The organism is Nonomuraea sp. AD125B, assembly GCF_041402765.1.
Classification (GTDB): Bacteria; Actinomycetota; Actinomycetes; order Streptosporangiales; family Streptosporangiaceae; genus Nonomuraea; species Nonomuraea bangladeshensis.
In genome coordinates this window covers 31,219-46,971 of sequence record NZ_JBGLOU010000008.1, presented here as the reverse complement: position 1 = coordinate 46,971, position 15,753 = coordinate 31,219, and the positions used below count along the sequence as shown (strand labels likewise).

The 15,753-nt window shown below is 72.3% G+C and carries 12 protein-coding genes; 4 read left to right on the top strand and 8 right to left on the bottom strand.

The genetic code is table 11. The features are described from left to right. Positions 1-89: 89 nt before the first annotated feature. Genes ACBR40_RS21810 through ACBR40_RS21800 form a run of 3 tightly spaced genes read right to left on the bottom strand, consistent with a single transcriptional unit; the run spans position 90 to position 4,264 of the window. A complete protein-coding gene (locus tag ACBR40_RS21810; protein WP_371249930.1) occupies positions 90-527 on the bottom strand; it encodes a hypothetical protein in 438 nt (145 codons plus the stop codon). Further along, positions 524-3,037, bottom strand: coding sequence for a multicopper oxidase domain-containing protein (locus ACBR40_RS21805; protein WP_371249929.1), 2,514 nt, complete (start codon positions 3,035-3,037; stop codon positions 524-526). The genes ACBR40_RS21810 and ACBR40_RS21805 overlap by 4 nt, the downstream gene beginning before the upstream one ends. 12 nt (positions 3,038-3,049) lie before the next feature. Next, positions 3,050-4,264: an MFS transporter gene (locus ACBR40_RS21800; RefSeq protein WP_371249928.1), complete on the bottom strand. Its 1,215-nt coding sequence runs from the start codon at positions 4,262-4,264 to the stop codon at positions 3,050-3,052. A 279-nt stretch (positions 4,265-4,543) separates the two neighbouring features. Between ACBR40_RS21800 and ACBR40_RS21795 the strand changes: the two genes are divergently transcribed. Next, positions 4,544-4,927 carry a hypothetical protein gene (locus ACBR40_RS21795; protein ID WP_344209840.1) on the top strand — a complete coding sequence of 128 codons (384 nt, stop codon included), beginning with the start codon at positions 4,544-4,546 and terminating at the stop codon, positions 4,925-4,927. Positions 4,928-4,977: 50 nt separating this feature from the next. On the opposite strand, the gene ACBR40_RS21790 is transcribed toward ACBR40_RS21795, so the two are convergent. The 5 genes from ACBR40_RS21790 to ACBR40_RS21770 all read right to left on the bottom strand — a co-directional run bounded on the left by ACBR40_RS21790 (position 4,978) and on the right by ACBR40_RS21770 (position 10,438). Then, positions 4,978-5,904 (bottom strand): CU044_5270 family protein, encoded by a 927-nt coding sequence (locus tag ACBR40_RS21790; RefSeq protein ID WP_371249927.1) that lies wholly within the window; start codon positions 5,902-5,904, stop codon positions 4,978-4,980. Next, on the bottom strand, positions 5,901-6,473 hold the full coding sequence (locus ACBR40_RS21785) for an RNA polymerase sigma factor (RefSeq protein WP_371249926.1): 573 nt from the start codon (positions 6,471-6,473) through the stop codon (positions 5,901-5,903). The genes ACBR40_RS21790 and ACBR40_RS21785 overlap by 4 nt, the downstream gene beginning before the upstream one ends. A 70-nt stretch (positions 6,474-6,543) precedes the next feature. Further along, complete coding sequence (locus tag ACBR40_RS21780; RefSeq protein WP_371249925.1) at positions 6,544-8,910, bottom strand: acetyl-CoA acetyltransferase; 2,367 nt, start codon at positions 8,908-8,910, stop codon at positions 6,544-6,546. A gap of 133 nt (positions 8,911-9,043) precedes the next feature. Then, positions 9,044-9,424: a hypothetical protein gene (locus tag ACBR40_RS21775; protein WP_371249924.1), complete on the bottom strand. Its 381-nt coding sequence runs from the start codon at positions 9,422-9,424 to the stop codon at positions 9,044-9,046. A 12-nt stretch (positions 9,425-9,436) separates the two neighbouring features. After that, complete coding sequence (locus tag ACBR40_RS21770; protein ID WP_371249923.1) at positions 9,437-10,438, bottom strand: hypothetical protein; 1,002 nt, start codon at positions 10,436-10,438, stop codon at positions 9,437-9,439. A 211-nt stretch (positions 10,439-10,649) separates the two neighbouring features. On the opposite strand from ACBR40_RS21770, the gene ACBR40_RS21765 reads away from it, so the two are divergent. From ACBR40_RS21765 to ACBR40_RS21755, 3 genes are all read left to right on the top strand, one after another. Then, the gene (locus ACBR40_RS21765; protein WP_371249922.1) at positions 10,650-13,769 is read left to right on the top strand and encodes a BTAD domain-containing putative transcriptional regulator; all 3,120 of its coding nucleotides are present in this window, start codon (positions 10,650-10,652) and stop codon (positions 13,767-13,769) included. A gap of 66 nt (positions 13,770-13,835) precedes the next feature. Next, a complete protein-coding gene (gene fdhA / locus ACBR40_RS21760; RefSeq protein WP_344209865.1) occupies positions 13,836-15,059 on the top strand; it encodes a formaldehyde dehydrogenase, glutathione-independent in 1,224 nt (407 codons plus the stop codon). Between the two features lie 133 nt (positions 15,060-15,192). Then, positions 15,193-15,666: a hypothetical protein gene (locus ACBR40_RS21755; protein ID WP_371249921.1), complete on the top strand. Its 474-nt coding sequence runs from the start codon at positions 15,193-15,195 to the stop codon at positions 15,664-15,666. Positions 15,667-15,753 lie beyond the last annotated feature (87 nt).

Below are 15,753 nucleotides of genomic sequence, written 5' to 3'. Positions count from 1 at the left end.
CAGGGCTCACGAGGAAAGACTTCCGGCACAGGTGCCATGTCGGGCAGGGACCAAAGTCCCGCCTGTCGGGCCGATCGGCCCTCAGGTCCTTATGTGGCGGGCAGGGCGGTGGCCAGCAGCACGACGCCCAGCGAGCCCACCAGCGACGTCACCGCCATCACCCGGGCGAGCCGCGGCCGGCCCGCGCCGGTCAGCCACCCGTGCGCCCCGGCGGCGGCCATGACGGCGCAGAACAGCAGCAGCTTGGCCGCCAGGATCCGGCCGTAGCCGGGCTCGGCGAGCGAGGCCCACGTCACGCCCTTGTGCCAGGCGATGGCCACCCCGGTGGCGAGCTGCACCGGCAGGAACACCGCGGCGGTGAGCAGCCCGAAGCGGCGGCCCACGGCGCTCAGCACCTGGCCCCGCCGCTGCTCGTCCAGCAGCCGCCGGGCCGGCGGCAGCAGCACCAGCGACACCGACAGCTGGCCGCCGACCCACAGCGCCGCGCCCAGCACGTGCAGGAACCGCACCACCGACCACCACGTCATGACGCGCTCACCTCGAACAGCCCGTGCGCGCCCGCCTCGGCCCGGCGCATCGTGTGGTCCACCACCGGATAACGGCCCGGCTCGGGAAAGACCAGCTCGGCGAAGCCGCCCTGGGCGGGGGCGAGGTCGAGCGTCTGTGCCCCGCCGGGGTCGCCGGATCGCAGCGCGTACGCGCCCTCCTTGTAGACGGTGTCGAACGGCGCTCCGACCACGTGCAGCGATGTGCCCGAGCTGGGCCCGGCGGCCACGGCCCACAGGCGTACGCGCTCGCCCGCCTCGGCGCGCAGCGGGGCGTGGTCGTAGCCGGCGGCGGCGCCGTTGAACATCCAGCCGTCCGGCTCGCCCGCCCGCAGCTTGGCGACCTGGGCCTCGCTGCCGGGCTCGCCCAGGTGGAGCTCGCCCTGCACCAGGAGGTATTCGCGGTCCACCGGCGGCAGGCCGGGCGGGTCGATGACGACCGCGCCGTACATGCCGTTGGCGATGTGCTGCGTCATGGGCATGGTCGAGCAATGGTACAGCCAGGCCCCGGCGAACTCGGCGCGGAAGCGGTACGTCAGCCGCTCCCCCGGCTGGATCGTCCGCATCGGGCCGTCCGGGGCGGTCGCCCCGGCGTGGAAGTCGATGCCGTGGCCCATCGTGCCGCCGTTGACGAACGTCACGACGAACACGTCACCGACCTTGCCGCGCAGCACCGGGCCCGGCATGGTCCCGTTGAACGTCCACACGCGCTGCCGCACCCCCGGCGCGACCTCCTGGACGGCCCTGTCGTCGGCGCGGATCTCGACGTGGTGCTCGGTGCCGCCGGGCGCGGGCCGCAGGCTGGCGTCATACGGCTTCCAGCCCGGCGACATGGGGGCGGCGAGGTCGGGCGCGTGCGCGGCGGCGTGGGCGGAAGTTCCTGTGGGGACGATCCGCATCGTCATGCCCGCCGCCCGATGCCCGGCCACCGTGCACCAGCCGTCCACGGCCGCGCCGAGGGCCGCCAGCTTCAGCGTGGCGCTCTGGCCGGGGGCGAGCGCCGGAGTGCGTTCACCGGTCTCCATGCGCAGGTCGTGGCGCTGGGCGTCGGCGTTGGTGATCCGCAGCGTCAGGACCGTCCCCAGGGGCGCCTCGATCACCGCCGGGCGTACGCTCATCCCGGACAGCGTCACCTCGACCGTACGGGAGCCGGTCACGGTCACGGAGGCAGGACCGGATCCGCCCGTCGTGGCGACGACGACCGCGGCGGCCGTCAGCAGGCAACCGGCGACGACCCCGGCCACGGCCGGCGACGGCCGCCACGACGCCGGGCGGGCGCGGACCAGGGCGGTGACCGCCAGCGCGACGAACGCCACGGCCGAGCCCAGGACGAGCGCCCAGCCCAGCAGCACCACCGGGGACGGCACCGGCAGGACCAGCAGCGGCACCCCCACGTTGAGCGCCGCCAGCCGCACGGCCCAGCCGCGCTCCAGCAGCGCCGCGTTCTCCTTGAACCGGGCCGGCCCGCCGCCCAGCACCGCGGGCAGCAGGTGCAGCAGCGAGCCGAACAGCACCTGGGCGACGAACCCGACGAGCACCAGCGGCAGCAGCGGCTCCAGCGCCGCCGCCACCCCGGCCGCCGGGCGGGTGGCGACGACCACCGCGTTCGCGGCCAGCGCCACCTCGAACCAGCCGATCGCCGCGCCCAGCATCCAGGCGGCCCCGCTGTGCGGCCGCCTGCGCCGCAGCGCGTCAGCCGGCGGCACGAGCGCCGCCAGCACTCCCATCGCGTACGCCACCAGCCCGGCCAGGGCCGCCCACCGCGAGCCCGCCAGCAGCCCGCCGGTCGCGACCGCCAGCCCGGGAGCGGCCAGCCGCAGCCCCAGGCGCGAGGCCCGGCGCGTCCCGTCCGCCATCCGGGTGCGCAGCACCGTGGGCCAGAGCGTGAACAGCGTGCCGAGCACGGTCAGCCCGACCCAGCCGAACAGGTTCACCACGGTGTGCGCGGCCTGCGTCCGCTCGTGCGCGGCCCCGTGCCCGACGTCCGCGGCCAGCAGCCCGCCGAGGACGCCGCCGGTGGCGAGCGCTCCTGCGGCGGCGACGTACCAGCCGATGACGTGGCCGAACCGGCCGGGCAGCGCCTGACGTACCAGCCTGACCAGCACGGCGGCGTGCCACAGCACCACCCCCGCCACCACCGCCGCGCCGGCGGCGGCGACCTGCCACGGCCCCACCGACACCCCGGCCAGCACCGCGACCGTGGCCGCGTTGAGCAGGCCGAGCCTGGCGAGGCCGCCGCGGCGCGGCGGGGTGCGGACGCGCAGCAGCGCGACGGTGAAGTGCTCGCTCCAGATGAGGATGGCGGTGCTGATCGCGCCCAGCAGGAAGACGTGGACCAGCAGCCAGCGCGGCGCCGGCAGCACGCCGCCCGCCAGGGCCGCCACGACGGTGAGGGCGAGCCAGCCGACGACGACCGCGTTCGCGCGCAGGTGCCACGAGGCACGGGGACGCGGCGGTCCGCCGCGCTCCACCCGGATGTCGACCGGACCCACGTCACCGACCTCCTATCGGGCGCCGGCCGTGCGGCGGACGGCCACCGAACGGATCACGGTCACCGTCAGTGCCAGGGTGAGCGCGGCCGTGACGGCCAGCAGGCCCAGGCCGAGCCCGTACGAGCCGAGCCGCCCGTAGACGAAGCCCATCAGCAGCGGCGGGACGAACCCGCCGAGCCCGCCCGCCGCGCCGACCAGTCCGGTCACCGTGCCGACCTTGTCGGCCGGCGCGACCTGGGCGACGAGGGCGAAGGTGGCGCCGCTGCCCGCGCCGAGCGCGGCGGCCATGGTCAGGAAGGCGACCGTGCCCACCGGCATCAGCCCCGGCGTCAGCGCCTGCACCCCGGCCGAGACGGCGATGACGACGAACACCCCGGTCAGCACGGGCACGGGACCGACCCGGTCGGACAGCCAGCCGCCGAGCGGCCGGGCCAGCACCGCCAGCACCACGAACCCGGCCATGCGGTTGGCGGCGTCGGCTTGTTCGAGGCCGTAGCCGGTCTGGAGGTAGGCGGGCAGGTAGACGGAGAAGGCGACGTAGCCGCCGAACGCGACCGCGTACAGCACACACGCCTGCCACGTGATCGGCAGCTTCAGCGTGGCCGCCATACGCGTCATCAGGGGCTGGGTCGCGACGCTGCGGCCGGGCGCGTCCCGCAGCACCAGCCAGGCGGCGATCGCGTAGGCGGCGAGAACCCCGGCGGTGATCAGGAACGGCGTGGCCGCGCCGCCGGCGCGCACCAGGGGCACGGTGGTCAGCGCGCTGATCGCGGTGCCGCCCATCCCCGCGCCGAAGACGCCCACCGCGAAACCGCGGCGGTGCGGCGGGAACCACGCGTTGACGAACGGCACGCCGACGGCGAAGACGGTCCCGCCGACGCCGAGGAAGAACCCGCCGACCAGCAGCGCGGCCAGCGAGGTCTGCCCGGCGACGCCGATGAACAGCACGGGCACGATGGTGGCGGCGGAGACGATCGGGAACATCGCCCGCCCGCCGAAGCGGTCGGTCAGCGCGCCGACCGGGATGCGGCCGAGCGAGCCGACGATCACGGGTACGGCGACCAGCAGCGCCTGCTGCCCGGCCGACAGCCCGAGCAGCTCCTTGAAACGCGGCCCCAGCGGGCTGAGCAGCGCCCACGCCCAGAAGTTCACCGCGAAGCCGAGGGTCGCCATGCCGAGCATCAGCGCGGGTACGCGCGCGTGAGGAGAGGCTGGTGCGTTCGTCATGAACCCCAAGATCCCGCCCTCCCCCGGGTCGTCGGCAGGGACCAAAGTCCCTCGAAACCCGTCCGATGGCCCGTCTTCCGCCGCCCTGCGGAGCAGGAGAACGTAAAGGGCGGCCATGAAAACAATCGCGGCCTATAAAGGAGATGTGCTGCGCATGTTTGACCGGAGAATATGCGCGCGGCGCCGGAACAATAATGTCCGCCGCCCGTCTTGACGCCGCTCGGAGAGAGGGGTTCACGATGGAGGGGTCAGCGGAGAACGCGAACCGCGGGAGGAACCATGCTCAAGGAAGCCTGCGCTGTCAGCGCCCTTGTGGCGGCCGCCCTCGTCCCTTCGATGCCTTCGCAGGCGCAGGCCGCGAACGCCGGCGCCACAACCTCGTCCATCGATTCCTCCAGCTCGCTGGCGCCGAAATGCAAATGGCTCCAGGAGGGCGACAGGAGATGTTATTACTGCCGCGCCAAGAAAGGCAGCGGATACAAGAGGCAGTACTGCGAGCGGCGGCGCGGCGAGTCCCAGAAGCAGGGCAGCCAGTCCCGCAAGCCGATGGACCTCGAATGCGTGACCACCAAGAAGCCGACCACGAACAGCCCGAACCGCACCTGCAAGGTCTGCACGGACGCCAGCACCGGCAAACGCGTCTACCAGGAGTGTGACAGCTAGCGCCCGCGGAACGCCCCGCCCGGGTGGTCACTCCCCGGGCGGGGCTGCGGTCAGGGGAGCTGGCCGGGCTCGTCCACGATGCCGGAGAAGAGGACGGACATCGCCGCGGCGTCCTCGCCCTGCCCCACCACGACCCCCAGGTAGTGGTAGTCCTCGGGGTCGAGGATGTAAGAGCCCTTGCCGGCCTCGCCGAGGTCGAGCACGACGCCGATGCCGGTGCGGCCGTCGCCGTCGGTCGCGTTCTGCTCGATCCTGACGTTCGGGATCCTGGCCAGCGCCCGGTACATCGCGGCCGCCGTGTCCGGGGGCACCAGCGGGCCGTAGCTCATGTACCAGCCGATCGCGCCGAACGCCTTCACGTCCTGCTCGGTTCCCGCCGGGCACGCGGGGGCGCAGATCGACAGCGGCGTCAGCTCGCGTGGCAGCGAGCGGAAGTGCCGGAGCAGCGCGTCGGGGTCGGTGGGCAGCCGCCGCAGCTCCGCCATGGTCTTGCCCGGGTGTGTGGGGCCCCGCTCGGCGGCGGCGACCTTCAGCTTTCCGCCCTCCGTGCGGATGGCCGTCCGGGTGCCGTCCAGCTTGTCCCAGCTCTCGTAGGTCGGCAGGTCGCCGCCGGGCATGTGCTGCGACTGCTGCCGGTAGTACCACTGGTCCGGGCTGGGCTCGGCGGCCGTGCTGGACGCGGCGGCGAGCGCGGCCCGCTCCAGCACGGTCGCGGTCGCGGTCGGGCGGTGCGCCACGGGGGGCCGGACGCCCTGCTCGGCGCCGCCCCGCGTGAGCTGCCAGCCGCCCAGGCCGACGACGCACGCGGTGGCCAGCGCGAGCCCCCACCGGAGCCGGGGCAGGCGGCGCGACTTCACCGGCCGGCGGCGAGTACGGAGCTCGGCGAGGCGGCGTTCCACGCCGCTCAGGTCCTGTCGCGCGGGCACCTCCGCGCGCATCCGCTTCACCAGGTCGAACTCGTCGTGGTCCTTCGTCACCAGCCCGCTCCTTCGTCCTCGGCCGCCGGGTCCAGCCCGCGCAGCGCCCGGCGCAGCGCGAACCGGGCCCGGTTGATCCGCGAGCGCACCGTCCCGACCGGGATCCCGAGCGCTCCCGCCGCCTCCTCGTACGTCAGCTCCGCCCACATGACCAGCAGCAACGTGTCCCGGTGCGCGCGCGACAACCCGGCCAGCGCCTTGGCCAGCCGCTGCCGCGTCGCGCCCGCCATCACCCGCCGCTCCACCTCGTCGGTGAACGGCTCCACCACCGGGTCCGCCCCCGTACGGCTGAGGGCCCGGTAGAGCGCGATCTCCCTGCGGCGGTGCTGGCCGATCAGGTTGGTGGCGATGCCGTACAGCCAGGAGCGCTCGTCGCCGCGCGCCACGTCGTACGACTCCAGGTGCTGGAACGCCTGCGCGAACGTCTCGGCCACGACGTCGTCGGCAGGTTCGACGCCGAGCCGCCGGATGACGTACCGCTTGAGCCCCGGTCCGTGCTGGGTGAACAGCTCGGCGAACCGGTCGGAGAGTGGCCGCGCGGGCGCGTCCGTCCAGCTCTCATGTCGCATCTCGTGCCTCTCATGTCATCCTGCTGACAGGAGTAATTGGCACGAGCCGGGCCGGCGGTTCCATGATTTCTCAGCGGTTGCGCCAGCGCGGCGGGCGTTTCTCGGCGAACGCGGTCAGGCCCTCCGTGACGTCCTCGCTGACCATGAGGTCGTCCAGCGCGGGCGACGGGTGGGTGACCGCGTCCACGACGTCCGGGATGCCCTGCGTCTCGGCCATGATCTGCAGGGACGCCCGTACGGACGTCGGCGAGCTCTCCAGGAGCTCCCTGGCCAGCTCCCGCGCGCCGGCCAGGGCCTGCCCCGGCTCGGTCACCCGGTTGACCAGACCGTGCTCCAGCGCCTCGGCGGCGGTCAGCCGGCGGCCGGTGAGGATCATCTCGGTGGCCAGCTTGCCGGGCAGCGCCCTGGGCAGGCGTACGAGGCCGCCCGCCGCCGCGACCAGACCCACCTTGACCTCGCTCAGCGCGAAGCGGGCCGTCTCGTCCGCCACGACCAGATGGCAGGCGAGGGCGATCTCGAACCCGCCGCCCATGGCGAAGCCGTTGACCGCCGCGATGACGGGCTTGGTCATGTTCCGGCGGCTCGTGAGGCCGGCGAAGCCGTTCTTCGGCACCCACATCGGTTTGCCGGAGGCTGAGTAGAGCAGGTCGTTGCCCGCCGAGAACGCCTTGCCGCCCGCGCCCGTGATGATCGCCACCCACAGGCCGGGGTCGGCGAAGTAGGCGTCGAAGACCGCGTCCAGCTCGTCGTTCGCGGGCGGGTGGAGGCTGTTGCGGCTGTCCGGGCGGTTGATCGTGACTTCCAGGACGTGGCCGTCGCGGCGTACCAGCACGTGCTCGTAGTCGTCGCGCAGCACGGCGGCCCTGGGCGGGAACAGCTCGTCCATGAGGGCGTCGTCCACCGCCACCCGGTTGCCGAACCCGAACGAGCGGACGTAGACCCGCCGCCCGATCGGCTCGCCGGTGGTGAGCAGGCCGAGCGTGCGCTCGTCGTCGCTCGTGGCGATGAACCGGCGGCCGTCGGCCTCCAGCCGGCCCACGACGATCCCGGTGCGCTTCCCACCCCTGCCGTGCTTGACCGTGTAGGTCTCGATCGTGGCCCAGCCGTCGGCCTGGAACGCCTGCTCGACGCCGGGCCGGGAGTCGAGCTCGGCCTGGAGGGCGGCGCTGCGGTCCGGCCGCCATTCGGCGGGCGTGGTGGAGTAGACGCCGGCCGAGTACTTGCTGAGCGAGCCGCCGTTCGCGCCGACCAGCCCGTACGCGCCCGGCTGCGCGCGCAGCCGCTGCACGGTCTCGGCGATGGCGTGCATCGAGTAGTTGTTGCCCGCGCCCCCGAAGAACGGCAGCCCGCCGGTCACGGTCAGCTCGCGCGAACCGTCGGCGGGCAGGCCGAGGCCGTCGCAGACGGCGGACACGGCGATCGGGAAACAGGAGTAAAGATCGATCACGGCCAGCTCGTCCGCCCCGATCCCGGCCTGCTCCAGCGCGTGCCGTACGGCCAGCACGGCAGCGGGACTGCCGCTCAGGTCGGCGCGCTCCAGCAGGCCGCGCTCGCGCAGGTCGGCGTGGCCGTGCAGGAACACCCACCGCTCGGGTGGCACCCCCAGCCGCCGGGCCTCGCCCACGGACATCAGCAGCACGGCCGCGCCCTGGTTGACCTTCTCGCGGGCCACTATGTAGCGGGTGTAGGGCTCGGCGATGTAGCGGTTCTTCTCGCTGGGCGTGACCAGCTCTTCGGCCGTGCGCTCGACGGGGGCGGCGGCGTGCGGGTTGGCCGCCGCGACCTTCGTGAACGGCGCGAACAGCGCGCCCATGCCGGCCGCGTACTCCTCCCGCGTCTGGCCGAGTCGGGCGCGGCGGGCGTTGTCGAAGAGGGCGTACTGGCTGGGCGCGTCCGTCAGCCCGTGAGCCGCCTGCTGCCGCGAGACCAGCCCCTTGAGCCCGTAGCCACGGTCCTCCAGGTCCCCTTCGACGCTCTCGCTGAAGTCCGGCTTGTCCTCGGCCTTCGCCAGATGCTGCGCGGTCGAGATCGCCTCGGACCCGAAGAGCAGCACCACCTGCGCCTCGCCGTCCGCGACGGCAGCCGCCATCTCGTTCACCAGATGCTGCGGCCCCTGCCCCCCGACAACTTCGAGGATCGCCCGCCGAGGAGCGGCCCCCACCCGTGCGGCGACCGAACGCGGATAGTTGGTGGACCTGCCCAGCGGCGACGGAATGCCGGGCGCCGAGATCTCGAACTGCCGCACACCCGCGACCGTGTCCACAGCGGCGGCCACCTCGCCGGGGTCCGCCCCGGTGTCGACGAGCGCCTCGCGCGCCGCCGCGGCGGCCAGCTCGACGGCCGACAGACGACGGTAACCGGGCTCTCCGATCCGCTCCGACGCCTGCCCCACGCCCACGAGCACCGGCGTGCGCGGATCAAGATCCTGGTAAGTCATCCACCTGCTCCCGCCATTTGCAGACGCACATCGTCTCAAACACGGCGAGAGTATCCCCACCCACCAAACCGGACAACCATGCTGTCCGGCGCGACACTCCCCGTCGAGGCCTCGGTCAAGCCACGACTGGCTATCATGACACCCTGAGCGTGAGGGTTTCCGCGGCAAGCGTGCATTTGACATCGCCCATGTCCACGTCGAAGTACGATTGGCCGGAGACTTCCCGATGGGCGATGCCTTCCAAGGTCTCCGCCGCCCGGGGTTCATAATCAGCGGGAAGCTCCATCTTGAGATCTCTTATTCCGCTGAATTCCAACTCCACGGCATGCGACTCGGCCTCGGACCCCCGCAACTTTCCATAGTGAACGAAACGGATCGTCAGGGTGGACCTCTGGGGAGAGATGATCAGCTCCCCCAGGTCGGCCATGTTATGAAGATCTATAAGCCCGCCAGCTGTTTCGAAATCTATTTCAGGCCATGTCGAAAATGGCTCCAACTCAATAAATCTCGCCATGCCGATATCCGTTCAGACGCTTACATCGCCCCAGATGTTCTGCAGCACGCCGTCACGATCCGGCTGCACAGCAGAGATCCTAGGGACAGCAGGCCCATCCTCCGGATCGAAGAAGCAGGTGATCGTCTCACTCTGCGCGGCCAGCATCGCCTGCAGGGAAGCGAACCCCGTGAAGGGCCGAGCTTCGAGTCGCACACCGGCGGCACCAGGGTTGCTCACGCAAATCAGCGCCCGCTCGTCCAGCGGCACCGCCATCGCGTTGCAGATCGCGACAAGGGCGTCAGGGCCGGGCGCCACTTCGAACATGGAGACGTCCGCGAAAGCGCTGACCATCGAGCAAGGAGACAGATATCGTGCTACCGCTTCGGGAGAATCGGCGGGCACACGGTACCACGTTGTGCCATACGTACCGAAAGCCCATTTCTCCTGAATTATCACATCAGGCACACCCTCTCTTGCCCCCATCTCCCTGACCTCGCTCCAAAAGCCTGGGCCGACAGGACGAGCGGTGGCGCCAGGGACATCATCGATATCTGTCCCGAAGGCCGACTCGTAATCCGACCAGGACACCTTGAGCCCCAAGCCTTCGATCTCGGAGAGAATGTCCTCACTCGGATTTTCCAACGCTACATGCATGCACATGTCCTGGTTGAACGCAATCTTCAGCTTCCCCTGAAACTCAAGCTGGACATAGATGCGATATTCTCGAAGCATCGTCCTCGCCAGGCTTTCAACTTCCTGTACGGCCAAACGCTTACCGTGGTAAATGCCTCCAAGCCATCGCGGCAGAGGGGCCCACGCCGAAGGGTGTCGGATATCAATGTGTCGAGCCTCGACCGAGGCCAGCAAGATATCGAGAGCCCGCAAGAGCCTGTCCTCGGCCTGCAGATATGTGGACATCGACAGCGTGCCGTCCTCAAACTCCTCTCCGACGTCGGATATGGCGCTCCACACGCGACCAGCCGCGCCTGGCTCATGTCCAGAAACCGTGAATGCCTGCATCTCAACAGACACAATCACCTCCGAAAGGCGCTCCGCCGGGCGGGCGACTGGGAGCCGATCGACACCCGACGATCAACGTAGGAAAGTCCGGCCCGCCCAACAAGCCGGACGATCATCACAAATTAGAAACCGAGTCATCGGGCGCTTACGGGGGCGACGGATCGTCCTCGGGGCGAGGGTGGGCGGTGAGCCGGGTGTGTCTGGGGTTCGGCAGAATGCTTGTGTGCGCGTGGGATTGCTGGGGCCGTTCGAGGTCAGGGGCGGTGACGGGGGCCTCGTGGAGGTTCCCGGGGTTCGGTTGCGGGCGTTGCTGGCGGCGCTCGCGCTCGAACCCGGAAAGATCGTCGCTCGGTCGAGGCTGGTCGAGTGGATCTGGGGGGAGCGGCCGCCTGCGGACGAGGTCAACGCTCTGCAGGCGTTGGTGTCCCGGCTGCGCAGGATGCTGCCGGACGGTGTGGTCGAGGCGGACGCCGGCGGTTACCGGCTGGTCCTGAGCGCCGAGGCCGTGGATGTGTGCCGGTTCGAGGGCCTGGTCGGGCGGGCGCGGGCCGCCGAGCCGGCGGAGCGGGCGGAGCTGCTGCGTACGGCTCTCGGGCTGTGGCGCGGGGCGGCCATGGCGGAGATCGGGCCACGGGACAGCGAGCTGTTCGAGGCCGCCGTCGCGCGCCTGGACGAGCTGCGCGTGGCCGCGCTCGGTGACCGGGTGGAGGCGGACCTCAAGCTCGGGCGGGGCGCGGAGCTGGTGTCCGAGCTGACCGATCTGGTCGCCACCTACCCGTTGCGTGAGGGGTTCGTGGCGGCGTTGATGCGGGCGCTCGCCGAGGCGGGGCGCGGGAACGAAGCGCTGACCGTCTACCAGCGCACCCGCGAGCGGCTCGCCGACGAGCTGGGCGCCGATCCGTCGGCCGAGCTCTCCGCCCTGCACACCGCGCTGCTGCGGGGCGAGCTGGGCGGGCGGGCGGACACGCGCCGGACGAACCTGCGCGCCGAGCTGACGAGCTACGTCGGCAAGGACGACGACCTCGCCGCCGTCGCCGGGCTGACCGCCAGGCACCGGCTGGTCACGCTGACCGGACCGGGCGGCTCCGGCAAGACCAGGCTGGCGGCGGAGACCGCGCGGGCCGTGCTCGGCGAGCTGCCGGACGGCGCGTGGCTGGTCGAGCTGGCCCCGTTACGGGCGGGCGGCGACCTCGCCCAGGCCGCGCTCACCGCGATCGGCCTGCGTGACCAGGCGCTGCTCGGCGGGGCGCGGGCCGGGGAGCCGATGGACCGGCTCGTCGTCGCGCTGCGGGAGCGGGCGATGCTGCTCGTCCTGGACAACTGCGAGCACGTGATCGAGGCGGCCGCGGCGTTCGCGGACCGGCTGCTGGGCGAGTGCCGCGGGCTGCGGATCCTCGCCACGAGCAGGGAGCCGCTCGGCATCACCGGCGAGGTGCTGTGGCAGGTCGAGCCGCTGGCGCTGCCCGAGGACCCCGCCGGGGCCGGGGCCTCGCCCGCGGTGCGGCTGCTGCGGGACCGCGTCGAGCTGGTACGCCAGGACCTCGGCGGCGACCCGCGCACCCTGGCGGCGATGGCCAGGATCTGCCGCGCGCTCGACGGCATACCGCTGGCGATCGAGCTGGCGGCGGCGCGGCTGCGCACCATGTCCGTCGAGCAGCTCGCGCACCGGCTGGACGACCGGTTCCGGCTGCTGACCGGCGGCAGCCGTACGGCGCTGCCCCGGCACCGGACGCTGCGCGCGGTCGTGGACTGGAGCTGGGACCTGCTGAGCGAGGCCGAGCGCGGGGTGCTGCGGCGGCTCTCGGTGTTCGCGGGCGGGGCGAGCCTGGAGGCGGCCGAGGCCGTATGCGGCGACGGTCCCGACGGCGAGCCGGCACTGGACCTGCTCAGCGCGCTCGTGGAGAAGTCGCTGCTGCTCGCCGACGCGGACGCCGAGGGCACTCCGCGCTACCGGATGCTCGGCACCATCAGGGAGTACGCCGCCCACCGGCTCGCCGAGGCCGGCGAGGGAGAGCGGACGCTCCGGGCGCATCTCGCGTACTTCACCGAGCTGGCCGAGACCGCCGACCCGCACCTGCGCCGGGCCGGGCAGCTGGAGTGGCTGGCCCGGCTGGACGCCGAGCGCGACAACATCGGTACGGCCCTGCGCGGCGCGATCGCCGAGGGCTGGGCCGAGGAGGCGATGCGGCTGGTCGGGGCCGTGGGCTGGTACTGGTTCCTGCGCGGGCAGCGGATGGAGGCCATCGAGCTGAGCGTCGCGGCGGCCTCCCTGCCCGGTGAGGTGCCGGACGAGGTGCGGGCGATGGCGTACACGATCGTGGCGATCTTCGTGACCTCGGGGCCCGGCCGCGACCAGTTCCAGGCGGCGGAGTGGATCCAGGGGGCGCACCGGCTCGGCCGGCTCGGCCGGCGCCACCCCCTGGTCGGGTTCGTCGAGCCGCTGGAGCGGCTGGTACGGGAGCCGGCGGGGTTCCTGCCCGCGTTCGAGCCGCTGATCGCCGGCGACGACCCGTGGGTACGCGCGCAGGCCCGGCTCTCGCGCGGCCGGCTGCGGCTCACGCTCGGCGGCGACGAGACCGACGTGGACGCCGACATCGAGACCGCGCTCGCCGAGTTCCGCGCGCTGGGCGACCGGTGGGGGATCTCGCTGGCGCACAGCTATCTGGGCGACCGGCTCGGCATGCGCGGCGAGTTCGGCCGCGCGTGCGAGCACTACGAGGAGGCGAGCGCAGCCCTGGAGCAGGTGGGCGCGGCCGAGGACGTGATCGGCCTGCGGGCGCGGCAGGCGCAGCTCTACTGGCTGCTCGGCGACGAACGGTCCAGCGCGGCCGCGATGGCCGAGGCGGAGCGGCGCGCGGGCGGGATCGCCTGGCCGGACGTGCTCGCCGACCTGACGCTCGCCAAGGCGCACCTGGCCCGCTGGCGCGGCGAACCGGACCGGGCGCGCCGCCTTCTGGAGGCCACGGATCCGGAGCTCACCGTTTCGACCCGGGCCTCGGTCATGGACCTGTACGGCTATCTCGCCGAGGACCTCGAGGAGGCCCGCGCGTGCCGCCGTACGGCGTTGGACGCGGCCGTGGAGGCGGCGTACCCGCCGCTGATCGCCGGTGCGCTGGTCGGGATCGCGGATCTCGCGCTGCGCCGGGGACGCCACGAGCAGGCCGCGTGGCTGCTCGCGGCGAGCGAGGGCGTACGCGGCACGCAGGACCACTCGCGGCCGGACGCCTCCAGGATCGCCACGGCCGCGCGGGACCGGCTCGGGGAGGCGGCGTTCGCCGAGGCGTCCGGCGAGGGCCGGCGGCGGGACTGGCGGGAGCTGGCCGAGCTCGCCCTCGCTCCCTGAACGCCGGATGCCGGGTCGGGCTATATTCAGAAAGGGGGACAAAAGCCCCGAGGAGGGAGAATCCTCATGCCTGGCAACAAAGGAGTCAAGTACGAAGGCCCAGGCAAGGTCGAGGTCCACGACATCGACTATCCGGAATTCACGCTGCAGGACGGCCCCGGCGTGCACCCGGCCAACGTAGGCCGCAAACTGCCGCACGCCGCGATCATCAAGTCGGTCGCCACCAACATCTGCGGCAGCGACCAGCACATGGTCCGCGGGCGCACCACGGCGCCGCCCGGCCTCGTCCTCGGCCACGAGATCACCGGCGAGGTCGTCGAGACCGGCTCCGACGTGGAGTTCATCAAGAACGGCGACCTGGTGTCCGTGCCGTTCAACATCGCCTGCGGGCGCTGCCGCAACTGCAAGGAGCGCAAGACCGGCATCTGCGAGAACGTCAACCCCGACCGGCCCGGCTCGGCGTACGGCTATGTCGACATGGGCGGCTGGGTGGGCGGGCAGGCGCAGTACGTGCTCGTCCCGTACGCGGACTGGAACCTGCTGAAGTTCCCGGACAAGGACCGGGCGATGGAGAAGATCCTCGACCTGGCCATGCTCGCCGACATCTTCCCGACCGGCTTCCACGGCTGCGTGACCGCCGGGGTGGGGCCTGGCTCGACGGTCTACATCGCCGGCGCGGGCCCGGTCGGGCTGGCCGCCGCGGCGTCGGCGTTCCTGCTCGGGGCCGCCGTGGTCATCGTCGGCGACCTGAACGAGCAGCGCCTCGGCCAGGCCCGCAGCTTCGGCTGCGAGACCGTGGACGTCTCGAAGGGCGACCCGAAGGACCAGATCGAGCAGATACTCGGCGAGCCGGAGGTGGACTGCGGCGTGGACGCGGTCGGCTTCGAGGCGCGCGGCCACGGCCGCGAGGCGGAGAAGGAGCGCCCCGCCACCGTGCTCAACACGCTCATGGACGTCACCAGGGCGGGCGGCGAGCTCGGCATTCCCGGCCTGTACGTGACGGGCGACCCCGGCGCGGCCGACGAGGCGGCCAAGCAGGGGTCGTTGTCCATCCGTTTCGGCCTGGGCTGGGCCAAGTCGCACAGCTTCGCCACCGGCCAGTGCCCGGTCATGCGCTACAACCGGCAGCTCATGCAGGCGATCCTGCACGACCGGGTGCAGATCGCCAAGGCGGTCAACGCCACGCCGATCCCGCTGGAGGAGGCGCCGCGCGGGTACCACGAGTTCGACGAGGGCGCGGCACGCAAGTACGTCCTCGATCCGAACGGCATGCTGTCCACGGCGGCCTGACACCCGTATTGGACAGGTTTAGTCATGCTTTTCCCGACGAATCATCAATAACAGCCTCATTGCATTGCATTTCCGGCATTGCTTTGGGGGGATTCGTACCACTACAACCCCTTCAGAAGACTGGAGGGGTTGTATGGCGGGAATGACGGGCCGGCGCGTGATCCGGGTGCTGGCGGCGGCCGTGGGGGGCGCCGTCGTGGCCGGAGTCGTGGGCGGCGGAGCGGCGCGGCTGCTGATGAGCCTGATCACGATCGCGGCGGCCGAGGAGAGCACGTTCACGCTGGGCGGCACGCTGGGCGTCCTGATGGTGTTCGCCGTGCTCGCCGCGCCGGCGGCGCTGACCGCGACCGCCCCGGCGGTGGTGCGGGTGGGCGGCCGGTGGGTGACCGCGGCCCTGACCGGGTTCGGCGTGGCGAGCACCGGGTTCTCCGACGGCGCGGCCATCATCCTGGCGCCCGACTCGCGCATGACGCTCATCGCGGTCCTGGTCGTCGGCTTCGGCGTCGTCGTGGCAGCGCACGGCCAGATCGCCCAGTACGCCTCCCGCCGCCTCGCCGGCGACCCCACCCGCCCCGCCGCCACCGCACCGGAGCCCGCCCTGGCCTGACCGGGTCCCGCCGCCGCGCCGGAGCCCGCCCTGGCCTGACCGGGGCTCTCGCGATCTGTCGGTGGCGGTCGTTACCGTCGCGCCCAT